The following is a 12,145-nucleotide window of genomic DNA, read 5'->3' on the forward strand; positions in this document are numbered from 1 at the left end:
CTAATCTGATCGTTCACCGTTCTTTGCTGCGAAGAAACGGTGTATTTTATTCGGTGTTTTCCGCTGTTCAATCTGGTAGTCATCCAGCAGCTTCCGCATCGCGTTTTGACCGGATTGTTCCGTTGCTGCCTCTAATTCCAGCTCGTAGTCGGTTGTGCCGAGATACGTGTTATAATCCAACACGAGCAGCACATCGTCATATGCAAACTCTCGCCGTTTTGTTGTCAAGCAGCCATAATAGATAAGCTCGTCCACTTCAATTTCTTTGTCGGCAAGTCGGGTGATTGTCTCAGGGGTTGTTGTAGGCCTTCCGTTCAACCAGCTGTCTGCCTCGTCTTTAGTCAGTTGGTCATGTGTTTCTAAAAGTCCTGTTGTGTGTGGCTCTTTCAAGGTTATCGTGAAGGATCCATTCTTTTCCCGTATCCGCAATGCACAACCCTGTTCCTTTAAGGAAAAATCAGCCGTCTCGAAATAGTGGTTCGCCTGGGTCTGCGCTTTTTGCGGGAAGGGAAGGTTTGTTAAAAGCCGATCAAACTCATCCTTAGTCAGCATATTTTTATATTCAATTTCGATTTCCTGTGTCATCGTGATTCCTCCATCTGTTTAAGCAAATCAATGGTTCGGGGCTTGGCACTCTTTAATAACATCGGTGGCTTGTGCAGTAAGGTCTATTGATTTATTATGGCGAATGGTACAAAATTATGCAAAGAAAAGCTGTTTCATGTGTTATGATAATAGGGGAAAGAGATTGACAGGTGGTGTTAAATATGAATTGGGATGCAGTACTTGCCCCGTATGGACAGGCAGTGGAAGAGCTAAAAATAAAACTCAAAGGAATACGCAAACAATTTGAATACGAATCCAAGCATTCACCGATTGAATTCATAACCGGCCGTGTCAAACCGATACCAAGCATATTGGAAAAGTCAGAGAGGAGAGGTGTTCCGCTCGGTCAGATTGAGGAGCTTCAGGATATAGCAGGTGTCCGGGTTGTCTGCCCATTCGTGGATGATATATACGCCATTGTCAGTATGATCCGATCACGTGAGGATTTTACGGTTTCCGAAGAGAAGGACTATGTATCACATAAAAAAGATAGTGGTTACCGATCCTACCATATGATAATTGAATACCCTGTGGAAACGATTCATGGTGTTAAAATCGTGCTGGCAGAAATCCAGATTCGCACGCTTGCTATGAATTTCTGGGCTACGAATGAACATACTTTGAATTATAAATATAAAGGCAAAATCCCTTCTGACGTTCAAGCTCGACTGCAGCGTGCCGCAGAAGCAGCCTTCAGACTTGACGAAGAAATGTCAGCGATTAAAAATGAAGTACAAGAAGCAAAACGGATATTCCATCGAAAATAGGAGGGACGGATTGTGAAATTTGCAATCGTGTCAAAAGGTGACGAGCGGTCCAATAAAATACAGGCCACGATGAAACAATATTTAACCGATTTTAATCTCGAACATAATGTAACAAACCCGGATTTAGTTATTTCTGTGGGCGGTGATGGTACATTTCTGGAGGCATTTCATAAATATATCCACTGCCTCGAGTCGACAGCGTTTATCGGTGTACATACAGGTCATTTAGGTTTTTATGCCGACTGGGTGCCAGGTGAGGTAGAAAAGCTGATTATTGAAATTGCTAAAACGCCTTTCCAAATTGTGGAGTATCCACTGCTTGAAGTGACGATTCGCGGAAAAGACGGCGGGGAAGAAGATCGTTTTCTTGCGTTAAATGAAGCTACGATTAAAACAGCAGAAGGGTCAGTTGTCTTTGACGTGGAAATAAAAGGTTCGCACTTCGAGACTTTCCGTGGTGACGGCTTATGTATATCTACCCCGTCCGGCAGTACTGCGTATAATAAAGCGTTAGGCGGTGGGATTATTCATCCGTCTCTTGAAGCCATCCAGCTGACGGAAATGGCCTCGATTAATAACCGGGTGTTCCGGACAATTGGCTCGCCGCTTATTTTACCGAAGCATCATACATGTATGTTGAAACCACTCGGGAATGAACGTACGTTTATCATTGCATTGGATCATTTCAGTAAAAACTATGCAAACGTCAAATCAATTCAATGTCGGGTTGCCAAAGAACAGGTCCGATTCGCACGTTTCCGACCATTTCCGTTTTGGGATCGTGTGCGGGATTCTTTTGTGGCAGACGATGTTGAATAGTATGGCGAGGCAGGTGCGTCGGGATGAATTGGACCATTACGAAACAGCATGAAGGAACAAAAATCGGGTATTATTTGCAACAGGAATTGAAATTCTCAAGACGGCTGATTAAGCACATTATTCATGGCGGGGGCGAAATCTGGGTCAATCAAACAAAGCAGACACTTCGCTGTATACTGCATGCTGGGGACGTTTTGACAATCACGTTCCCACCTGAGCAAAAGGGGTCACACATGATACCGGAAAAAATGCCGCTTGATATTGTGTACGAAGATGATGCCGTCCTCGTTCTGCACAAACCGGCGGGAATTGTCTCTATCCCGTCGCGTCTGCACTCATCCGGGACGATTGCTAACGGGGTACTCGCTCATTACGAAAAGCACGGGCTTCCTTATACATTCCACGTTGTCACAAGGCTTGACCGGCAGACATCCGGACTAATGCTAATTGCCAAACATCGTTGGAGCCATTCGATTTTATCACAGGCACAAAAGGAGGGGGCTGTATCTCGGGCGTATTATGCCGTTGTTGAAGGGCATCCGGAACCAAAAAAAGGAACCATCAATGAGCCGATAGGGCGCAAAGAAGGTTCCATCATCGAACGAACAGTTACGGCGGATGGTCAGCGTGCTGTAACGCATTATGAAGTGATCAGGGAAATAGAAGGTCACACGCTAGTTGATGTAAAGTTGGAAACAGGGAGAACACACCAGATACGGGTTCACTTTTCTTATATTGGGTATCCGCTCGCTGGTGATGACTTATATGGTGGGGCGGTCGACCGCATCATGCGACAAGCATTACATTGCCATCAGCTACAGTTTTACCATCCGATTACGAAAGAACCGATGCATTTTACCGCCGCCATGCCTTCTGATATAAGTCAGTTGCTTCAACCGGAATGACGGCAATGAAAAATGCCAGGGGAATGATGAGCAAAACTCTGTCAGATTTGTGACAGTTTGAGCGGATATATGGTGAACTTGAGCCGAAATTGTGACAACTTAAGCCAGTTCTCTGTAAACTTGAGGCAATCAGCAAACTTCTGTGCCAACCTCTTTAAGTATAATCGGTGCGGCATTGAGTTCCTTATTCACGTTGAAAACTTTTCTTCCACATAAGGTTGCTTGGACGGGACGGAAACGGTTTCTGCTTCCGGTAGGCGGAAAGCGGTCAATTGATTCCCGAACACGCAGCCGGTGTCAATGTTAATGGTTTGATTGACCATTCGTGGCGCTTTTACCGGCGTATGTCCGTAAACAATCCAGCGGTCCCCGTGGTAATGCTGTGCCCAGTCGCGTCTGATTGGGCGGCCGTGGTCGTCAAACTGACCAGTGATGTCACCATATAAGACGAATGTTTTCACCTTTTTGTCATAGCGACCAATATAATCTTCTTTTATCCCGGCATGTGCCACAACCGCCTCAACATCCGGGAGCTCCAGATAAAGTGGGGCATTTTCATATAGTGTCATGAATTGCTGTCTGATGCGGAATTGTTCCGCATCAGGTAGTTCCTTATATTCCGCTGCCGTCGTTTCCAGACCGTGTTTCAATTGCACGTTGTTGCCAAGAAAATAGCGGTACAGTTTATTGCAATGGTTACCTGGAATATAACGGGCATACTGTTGATCAGCAGCCATCGCATACACTAGCCGAATCGTCTCCATCGACTGTGGTCCCCGGTCGGTAATGTCACCGAGAAAAACCGGTATCCGCCCGTCGGGATGCACAAATCTCCCACGTTCCCATCGATAGCCGAGAGCGGAAAAAAGCTGTGTCAGTTCATCTAAACACCCATGTACGTCCCCAATTACATCGTATTTCATTAATCATACCACCTAGCTTCCTCAAACATATATTCTTTCGTCCGTGAGTGTACGTTGAGTACAATCCCGATTGCCAGCAAATACGTAAGGGTCGAGCTACCGCCGTAACTTAAAAAAGGCAGCGGCAATCCCGTGATCGGTAGCAGCTGAATAGACATACCGATATTCTGGAAAATTTGGTAAGCGAACATACCAATCATTCCTGTAACAAGATAGGTTCCATAACGATCATTACTTTGGAGTGCAATATAAACCAACCGGTAAATCAACAGAAAAAATAGGGTAATGACAATGCTTGAGCCGATAAATCCGAACTGCTCCGCGATGGCAGTGAATATCATATCAGTATGCTGCTCAGGTACGTTAACTTCCATGCTACTGACGCCCTTGCCGAATAGCTGCCCGGACCCGATGGCAAGCATACCTTTAATGAATTGATAGCTATCATCCGGGTTTTCATTCGGGTTAAGCCAGCCGGTAATTCTGCCAGCCACATGATCAAACCCTGTTATATCAATAAATACACTTGCAGCATCGGGGAACAACTGCCACGCTACAAGCCCAAGTAATCCGGCGATAACGACCGTAAGTAACATGGCAAATAGAATGCGCCATTGGATGCCGGAAACGAGTACCAAACTAGCTGTGATTGCGCCAAGCACGAGAAATGTACCCAAATCAGGCTGCACCGCTATTAGAAGCATCGGTGGTGCAGCAACAGCAGCAATTTTCAAAAGGAGCAGCAAATCAATCTTAATTGTTTTTTCGCTATATTTCTGCTTATGTCTGACAATGATATGGGCAAGCACCATAACAAGTATTACTTTCATAAATTCACTAGGTTGAACTGTCCCTATAAGCGGAATTTGGAACCAAGCAACTGAGCCTTTCACTTCAGGGACAATTCCGGGGGGGAATCCAAAGAATAACATCACCAATGACAGCATCCCAATGCCGTATAGAATCCAGGTAATCTGATGGAAACGATCATAGTCAATCAGCATGACAGCTGTTATAACGACACCACCGCCGACATACCATTTAGCCTGTTGCAGCCAAAAATGAATCCCCTCGAACTTTGGCGGCAAGGTGGGTTCTATAATATATAATGTGAGTATACTGATAAGCCCAAGAAGGATTAAAATGGATAATAAGGAATAGTCCATATTTAGTCGATTTTTCATTAGTTTTAACCTTACTTTCTGTTTAATCTCGCTTGCTTTCATCATTTTATCAATAGTGAGCAGTAAAAAAATCCCTAATTCAAAAATTGGGTGAGTCAAAAATGATAAAGAAGGGATCAATTGCCTGTAAGCCTGGCTTTGTTCAATTAACATTAACTATGGGATGAAGATAAATTCACCTTTCTTCAGTTTACACGAAACCAGTCGATAATTTAAGTGCTGTGGGAAAAATGATTAACGTTTTCGGAAATTTACACGGAATGGTATAATGAGTCCGTGTGGAAGGACGTGATTTTTATGGAAAACAAAGACACATACGACCGTCAATGGGAGGAACTGCATGCACTCATTGATAATGATGAAATGGAATCGTTCCGTGAGAAGTACCTTACCATGCATCCATATGACCAGGCTTTGTTTTTTCAAGAACAGCAGGAGAACATTCGGCAACGTATATATACATACCTTTCACCGAATGAAACCGCTGATTTTATGGAACATATTGAACTGGAGGATATCAAACCATTCATAACGGAAATGGATCCACGTTTTGCAGCGATGGTCATCGGTGAAATGGCAACGGATGATGCGGTCGACATTCTAAATGAGCTGGAAAAAGAAATTGTCATCAGTCTGTTGACGATGATGGAAAAAAAAGATGCCGATGAAATAAAAGAACTGCTGCACTATGAAGAGAAAACCGCCGGAAGCATCATGACCACAGAGTTCGTGGCCGTTTATCAGACGAAAACTGTGAAAGATACGATGCAATTCCTTAAAGCTGAAGCACCGGACGCTGAAACCATTTATTATTTATACGTCATTGATGAAGACAAACATCTGGTCGGCGTCGTGTCCTTAAGGGACTTAATTGTTGCCGAGGGGGATGTCCGCATTGCTGATTTGATGAATAAAAATGTGTTTGCGGTATCGGTTGGAAAAGACCAGGAAGACGTATCTCAAGTGATGCGCGATTACGACTTTCTGGCCTTGCCTGTTGTTGACTTCCAACACCACTTGCTTGGAATTATTACATTTGATGATATTTTAGACGTTATGGATGAGGAAGCAAGTGATGACTACTCCAAGTTGGCCGGTGTAACTGATACAGATCGCCCTCAAGATGGAGCTTTTGCTGCAGCGAAGAAACGCCTGCCATGGCTCATTATCTTGTCCTTTTTAGGGATGTTGACAGCGAGTCTAATTAACCAATTCGAAAACACTCTAAGCGAAGTGGCTGTGCTGGCTATTTTTATCCCATTGATTGCCGGCATGAGCGGGAATACCGGAACCCAGTCGCTTGCGGTTGCTGTGCGTGGATTGGCAACGGGAAGTTTCAGTCAGCAAGGCAAATTGAAACTTATTTTGCGTGAAGCTACTACGGGATTAATTACCGGTATAGTTTGCGGTGCGGTTATCACCGGTGTTGTCTATTTATGGCAAACCGACATTTTCCTTGGATTATTAGTCGGTTTATCGATTATGATAACACTCATTGTTGCCACACTGGCTGGGACGCTTGTGCCTGTGTTTATGCATAAATTTAATATTGATCCGGCTGTTGCGTCAGGTCCGTTCATCACGACAATCAACGATATTATTTCGATTCTGATTTATTTTGGTTTGGCAACTACATTTATGCAATTTCTTAAATAAAGCAACTCGGTGATTGATGGGCAAACACACATTCAAAAGTCCATTCATATAATAACGTGACGAATGGATACAAAGGAGCGTGTGGAAATGGGAAAAAAGCAAAGTGCCAAAAGCCCATTACTGTACATTCAGCAACCAAATATCGGAACCCCGAAAGCACCGATGCAGAGCCGTTACATGACACCAAAACAACAGCGATCAAGAGAAAAGTGGAAGAAAGCCAAAAAGAAAGCAACACGCCCTGTAGATCGGGGTGATAGTTCGAAACAAGTTGCAGATGACAAACAAGAAGAAGCCGAACAAATAGAAACGACGGAAATGAACGAAGAAACAGAAGATGAAACCGAACAAGAGAGTGAGGAAACACGTAAGCAATTCAAAGATATGTCGCTCACTGAACGTATTGATTATTTCTTAAATACACCAAAGCATGTCCCGGCAATGCGCTGTGAAATTCGAACGGATGAGCGACGCTACCGCGGTATAATTACCGACTATCAAGATGGCACAGTATTCATGCGGGTAGGAAGACGACCAGCCCCGATGAAAATAGCTTTTGATACGATTAATGATATACGAATGGTAGGGTTTTAGACTGCTCCTAAATCGCATAGTACTAGAAAACTGCGGCATCCGCTTCGTCTAACAAGCGGATGCCGCAGTTTTTGTTATAAATCAACCTTCGCACCAAAAAATCAAGCCCTGTGATAAACTTGAAACGCTTCTAACTATTGCACCCGACAACCTTGATAAATATAAAAGCTGTTTTCTAAAAGGTTATTTCTTGACGCAAAAGATATGAACTGCAACATGATTTTTTATGAATGTTAACCACCGCTGCGGAAATACACTACGCTTTCCGCGGGGGGAGCCTCCTCGGGCTTATGCCCGAAGACACTGCGAAAGTGCGAGATTGAGCAGATGTCGCACTTATGCCTGTGGTGAAAGTGACTGGCTGGAACGGAAATCAACTTAGCACTTTATGTCGCATTATATATAAAATATGATGATAAAATAAGATGCTTTTTAACGTTAGAAAAAAAGCCCCGGTTATACCCGGGGCTATTTTAGTATGCTTTTTTAAAATGCATTCACTGCTGGAAGGCAAGTGACGTGGCAGAAGCAATTCAAGTCAACTGTCATGCAGATTCCAGTCGCGCACAATGGATTAGTATCCTGCGTAACCGGATTGTCAGGATTGTTATTGGTGTCTTCTGGGTCTCTAAGCAGTTCTAAAACTGCACAGCAGTCATCATCCACCCGTTTAACCCGGAAGTAGAAGCTGGCCATCATGTCACCAATATCGTCCGGATTGGCACCGAATCCTTTAAATGGTTCACAGCTGCCTTCACAGTACAGGATGACAGGTACCGTATCCAGACCGTTTCCGGGTTCTGTTTCACCAAGCAAATCGCTCACTGATTGTTCACAGCTAGTAGAGCAGCAATTCTCAACAACATCTTGCTGCGCGTTAGCTATTTCCTTTAAAATATCGCAGACACAATTTCCTGTTTCATGATGCTTTCCACAACCCATGAATAATTCCCCTTTCTTTTCTGTAATTGACATGGTGTCCCTAACAGGGTATGTGTTGATGGGGATAAGGTGTGGGCGCATGTCTCCATTTGACGAATCTCTTTTTGATTGAATGACTTTCGTGGGGTTTGGGGCATATGTCTATACGAAATGAAAGCATTTGCATAGACTGAATTCGAGCCTATTCCAATCGCAAGGAGTGTTTCTGTCATGTCTGATCACAAAAAAGTTATCCATGTAAAGGATTTGGTGATTAAAGCAGATAATGTTTACATTGAACCAAGTCACCCCCGAAGAGATCCGTTTTTTAGACCGCGGGTAACAGAGGAGTATGATGCTGGGAAAAAATCAACAGATACAAAACATATCCATCATGACGAAAATCCCGATGACCGTGATGATGATCATGGAGACCGGCGCCGGTTCTCTTGGATTTAGAACGACTTGCTTTAGAGGTCACAAGAACTAACGTCGGAAAATGGTGTGCAGCAACTAACAGGTACACTAGAGAGAGGGGGAGCCATGTGCATGAACGGTTGATGGATCTACTGGATGAGATGGAGCGTCAACTGGCTGAGAATGAGGATTGGTTCCGTTGGCCGGAAGAAGATATGTTCACCTTTGAGGAAGAAATGCATGAGTGGAACAAGGAATTTATGAAGTGGATGACGAATATAGAGAAGATAATGGAGGAATTTGGACGTAGAATGGAATAATTGTTGCCTTTATAGGGTATAGATTAGTGAAAGGCCAATGTTGTAAAGGGGGGGTTGTTGTATGGGATACCTGTTGCCAGTCAATCATTATCAGTATCGGGATTATCAACGACGTGTAACAAAAGATAAACACAATCCTTTTTACATCGATAAACCAAACAAAACGATTCCAGTCGCGAAATACCAAAATACAGATAAAGGAAGAAAGCGTGATGTTCCACTAATCCTTACAACCCCTACAGATATCGAAGCTATCTATACAGAAATAACCGGAAAAGGTCGCCATATCAACCAGCTGGTATGATATCTATACGAAAGAATTCAGAAACACAAAAAGCGTTCTCGGAAAATAGGCCGGGAACGCTATTCGTCATTAGTATTGGTATAATAGGGCATAACAAGCAACTTTTGCTGGTCCTCTTGCCATTCGGCATAACAAACTTCTTCCACCGATGAAAAATTCTGCTGTTTCAATTCTTGCATGAGCCACTGTTCGGTTAGCTTTGCCTCCTTGAGGTTATCATGGATTACTTCACCGTCGCTAATAAGGGTTCTGGAAAGCTTTACAGGTGATGGTGGGATGTTCATATCAGATTTTGTCGGGGTTTGATAATCTGATTTTTTGAGGACGGATACCTTGCCGTCCGTTTCCAACAAAGCATATTCCACTTCTTCCATAGAAAATACATCTTTATCCCGAAGTAAATGCTGCAATTGATTGATATCCAAGCGGTTCTTTTTCAGCGCATCGTACATAAGACGACCTTGATAAATAACAATGGAGGGCTGTCCTTCCAGAAATCCCCTGCTTCCTTTGTAGCGCTGGGAAATCATTTCGACTATATATAATAATAGCCCCCATAGTACGATAACGAATGCCATCTCGGTAATTCCGGCTTTTTTATCAAACAATGCGTTTCCCACAAATTCACCAAGGATAATGGCTGAGATGAAATCAAACGGGGTCAGCGCATTAAGCTGTGATTTCCCGAGAAACTTCACAAGCAAAAATAGGGCAATGAACCCAAATACGACATCTATAAACATAAAAAAATACTCGCCCAATGCATGTACCCCCTTCTTGATGTTCATTAGTTAGCTTACCCATAGAATGAAAAGTCATGCACGACAAGCAAAGAAGACGGGAGATGCCGGGAAATACGAAAAGCAATCCTTTCGATGTGAAAGGATTGCTCTCGTTAGGTTAATGTTTTGACCATTGTTACGTGTGGGATGCCTGCATCCATGAATTCATCGGAAACGACTTCATAGCCTAGTCGTCGATAGAATTCGATGGCATGTGTCTGCGCATTCAATTTTGCCTTTTTGTAACCATTTTCTTTTATAAGCGATTCCATAGCCTTAATCATTTGAGACCCGCGAGATTTGCCTCGCTGGTTATGAAGGACGCAAATGCGCTCCAGCTTACCGCAGTTATCGGTAAAGCGAACCCGGGAAGCGGCAATCGGCTCATCATTTTCATAGCCGATTAAATGAATTGCAGTCTCATCGTATTCATCGATTTCTATCTCTGGCGGTACATGCTGTTCCTTGACAAACACGATTGTGCGGACACTGTAGGCATCATCCTTTTCTTTGGATGTGGTTGCTTGTCTTATTTTCATACATATTCCTTCCCGAATACAAATGTCTCATAAACTGTCCAGATACCATTGTCAAGTTGATAAACAAGGTTGAAGCGGTCGATCTTATCCTCGAGTTGGACATCTTGCATACTGATGCTGCCGTAAATGTCCGAGTATTCATCGTCTGACAATTTTTGTGCGATCGTGATATGCGGCACGAAGGAGTATGTCCGTTCACCCGGGAATTTCCCCGTATGCATTCTTTCGGACAAATCGAATAATTCCTTGGTCTGTTCTACCTTTAAATAAATCGTATTCGTAACCGGAGCAAATGTGCTCACCTTATTGACATTGATTGAAAATGGATCTGTCTCATTGGCAATGTGCTTCAATTCGGTTATTAATGTTTCAATTTGATCATCATCAGCTTCGAATTCCTCTTTAAGCGTCAAATGTGGCGGGATAAGTGCATAATGCGGATCATAGCGTTTTCTGTAGGAGTTGATCTTATCTTGGATGGGTTTTGATGGAAAAATAACAATCCCGTACTTCATTGCAAAACCTCCTTATTTCATTTGTTATAAGTATACCCCATATTATAACAAAAACTGGGCAAGTTAAGAAAGATAAACGTCCTGAAATTTTTGTTAATTTAATTGAAAAGGGATAAAAAGGCGTGTTGTAAGTCGCTTTGCCAGTACTTCCAAGTGTGATTACCATTTTCTAGCTCGTGATAGGTATACGGGAGTCCTTTTTCCTGCAGCAATTGGTTCAGTTCACGATTCGGCGCTACGAAATCAGCTTTACCGCCATCTGTAGTTGCAACGGCTGTTTCAGCGGTGCCAACGGTGTGATAAATGGAAACTTGCTGCCGCGTTTCAGACTTTTTTACCGCTTCAAGCACTGCTGCATCAACGTATGGCGACTGCATGATTACATAACCGAATGAGTTCGGATATTTCAAGGCCGTCATCAGTGCAAGTGTTCCAGCAAGCGAATCGCCAATCAATGCCCTGGACTGTCCCATACAGTAAGTCGGCAAAAGCTTGTCCAAAAAAGGCACGGCCTCCTGCACAAGAAATTTCATATAGGCTTGCTGTTGACTGCCGGCCGGGTGATATTTTTCCCGTCGGTCATACTTGTCCTTGTAATGGATACCGACAAGGATGGTGTGTTCCATATCTCCATCTTCATGCATCTGGTCACTTAATGTTGCTGCCCGGCCGAGCTGGTAATAGTCATTACCGTCCTGCATGATGCACAGATGGTATTTATAAAAAGGTGTAAAAGCTTCGGGAAGATAAATTTTTACTGTCATGGTTTCATTTAGATGGTGACTTTCAATCTGTTCTTCAAGCATCGTTCCTTTTCGTCCGATGGTGAACACCTCATTTTCCGTATAGTTTTATGTTGTCCGTTAAAATGCAACGCCATGTCTATCATATCA

The 12,145-nt window shown here is 43.4% G+C and carries 16 protein-coding genes; 8 read left to right on the forward strand and 8 right to left on the reverse strand.

The features are described from left to right. The gene (locus FFL34_RS14325) at positions 1 to 585 is read right to left on the reverse strand and encodes a CYTH domain-containing protein (RefSeq protein ID WP_138604024.1); all 585 of its coding nucleotides are present in this window, start codon (positions 583 to 585) and stop codon (positions 1 to 3) included. A 182-nt stretch (positions 586 to 767) separates the two neighbouring features. Here FFL34_RS14325 and FFL34_RS14330 point away from each other — a divergent pair, with 182 nt between their 5' ends. From FFL34_RS14330 to FFL34_RS14340, 3 genes are read left to right on the forward strand one after another with little or no spacing between them, the layout of a single operon-like run. Then, entirely contained in the window at positions 768 to 1,373 is a 606-nt protein-coding gene (locus FFL34_RS14330; protein WP_138604025.1) for a GTP pyrophosphokinase, read from the forward strand. 12 nt (positions 1,374 to 1,385) lie between these two features. After that, a complete protein-coding gene (locus FFL34_RS14335; RefSeq protein WP_138604026.1) occupies positions 1,386 to 2,192 on the forward strand; it encodes an NAD kinase in 807 nt (268 codons plus the stop codon). Between the two features lie 23 nt (positions 2,193 to 2,215). Further along, a complete protein-coding gene (locus tag FFL34_RS14340) occupies positions 2,216 to 3,097 on the forward strand; it encodes an RluA family pseudouridine synthase (protein ID WP_138604027.1) in 882 nt (293 codons plus the stop codon). A 188-nt stretch (positions 3,098 to 3,285) separates the two neighbouring features. On the opposite strand, the gene prpE is transcribed toward FFL34_RS14340, so the two are convergent. Then, positions 3,286 to 4,020: a bis(5'-nucleosyl)-tetraphosphatase PrpE gene (prpE, locus tag FFL34_RS14345; protein ID WP_138604028.1), complete on the reverse strand. Its 735-nt coding sequence runs from the start codon at positions 4,018 to 4,020 to the stop codon at positions 3,286 to 3,288. After that, positions 4,020 to 5,204 carry an FtsW/RodA/SpoVE family cell cycle protein gene (locus tag FFL34_RS14350; RefSeq protein ID WP_234031513.1) on the reverse strand — a complete coding sequence of 395 codons (1,185 nt, stop codon included), beginning with the start codon at positions 5,202 to 5,204 and terminating at the stop codon, positions 4,020 to 4,022. The genes prpE and FFL34_RS14350 overlap by 1 nt, the downstream gene beginning before the upstream one ends. A 297-nt stretch (positions 5,205 to 5,501) precedes the next feature. Here FFL34_RS14350 and mgtE point away from each other — a divergent pair, with 297 nt between their 5' ends. Both mgtE and FFL34_RS14360 read left to right on the forward strand, forming a co-directional pair. Further along, positions 5,502 to 6,860 carry a magnesium transporter gene (gene mgtE, locus FFL34_RS14355; protein ID WP_138604030.1) on the forward strand — a complete coding sequence of 453 codons (1,359 nt, stop codon included), beginning with the start codon at positions 5,502 to 5,504 and terminating at the stop codon, positions 6,858 to 6,860. Between the two features lie 87 nt (positions 6,861 to 6,947). Next, entirely contained in the window at positions 6,948 to 7,454 is a 507-nt protein-coding gene (locus FFL34_RS14360; RefSeq protein WP_171046389.1) for a CotO family spore coat protein, read from the forward strand. A 486-nt stretch (positions 7,455 to 7,940) separates the two neighbouring features. Here the strand turns inward: FFL34_RS14360 and FFL34_RS14365 are convergent, their stop codons facing one another. Next, positions 7,941 to 8,396 carry a CotY/CotZ family spore coat protein gene (locus FFL34_RS14365; RefSeq protein WP_138604032.1) on the reverse strand — a complete coding sequence of 152 codons (456 nt, stop codon included), beginning with the start codon at positions 8,394 to 8,396 and terminating at the stop codon, positions 7,941 to 7,943. A gap of 210 nt (positions 8,397 to 8,606) precedes the next feature. Here FFL34_RS14365 and FFL34_RS14370 point away from each other — a divergent pair, with 210 nt between their 5' ends. The 3 genes from FFL34_RS14370 (at position 8,607) to FFL34_RS14380 (ending at position 9,416) form a co-directional block, all read left to right on the forward strand. After that, the gene (locus tag FFL34_RS14370; RefSeq protein WP_138604033.1) at positions 8,607 to 8,834 is read left to right on the forward strand and encodes a hypothetical protein; all 228 of its coding nucleotides are present in this window, start codon (positions 8,607 to 8,609) and stop codon (positions 8,832 to 8,834) included. An 86-nt stretch (positions 8,835 to 8,920) separates the two neighbouring features. After that, positions 8,921 to 9,112 carry a hypothetical protein gene (locus FFL34_RS14375; RefSeq protein ID WP_138604034.1) on the forward strand — a complete coding sequence of 64 codons (192 nt, stop codon included), beginning with the start codon at positions 8,921 to 8,923 and terminating at the stop codon, positions 9,110 to 9,112. Positions 9,113 to 9,173: 61 nt separating this feature from the next. Then, entirely contained in the window at positions 9,174 to 9,416 is a 243-nt protein-coding gene (locus FFL34_RS14380; RefSeq protein ID WP_138604035.1) for a hypothetical protein, read from the forward strand. Positions 9,417 to 9,475: 59 nt separating this feature from the next. On the opposite strand, the gene FFL34_RS14385 is transcribed toward FFL34_RS14380, so the two are convergent. The 4 genes from FFL34_RS14385 to FFL34_RS14400 form a co-directional block, all read right to left on the reverse strand. Beyond that, positions 9,476 to 10,177, reverse strand: a complete 702-nt coding sequence (locus FFL34_RS14385) for a YetF domain-containing protein (RefSeq protein WP_138604036.1) — start codon at positions 10,175 to 10,177, stop codon at positions 9,476 to 9,478. 134 nt (positions 10,178 to 10,311) lie between these two features. After that, the gene (locus FFL34_RS14390; RefSeq protein ID WP_138604037.1) at positions 10,312 to 10,737 is read right to left on the reverse strand and encodes a GNAT family N-acetyltransferase; all 426 of its coding nucleotides are present in this window, start codon (positions 10,735 to 10,737) and stop codon (positions 10,312 to 10,314) included. Further along, positions 10,734 to 11,252 carry a YjcG family protein gene (locus tag FFL34_RS14395; protein WP_138604038.1) on the reverse strand — a complete coding sequence of 173 codons (519 nt, stop codon included), beginning with the start codon at positions 11,250 to 11,252 and terminating at the stop codon, positions 10,734 to 10,736. The genes FFL34_RS14390 and FFL34_RS14395 overlap by 4 nt, the downstream gene beginning before the upstream one ends. Before the next feature lie 98 nt (positions 11,253 to 11,350). Continuing rightward, positions 11,351 to 12,076, reverse strand: a complete 726-nt coding sequence (locus FFL34_RS14400; RefSeq protein ID WP_138604762.1) for an alpha/beta hydrolase — start codon at positions 12,074 to 12,076, stop codon at positions 11,351 to 11,353. Between the last annotated feature and the right edge of the window lie 69 nt (positions 12,077 to 12,145).

Source organism: Lentibacillus cibarius, from assembly GCF_005887555.1.
Classification (GTDB): domain Bacteria; phylum Bacillota; class Bacilli; order Bacillales; family Amphibacillaceae; genus Lentibacillus; species Lentibacillus cibarius.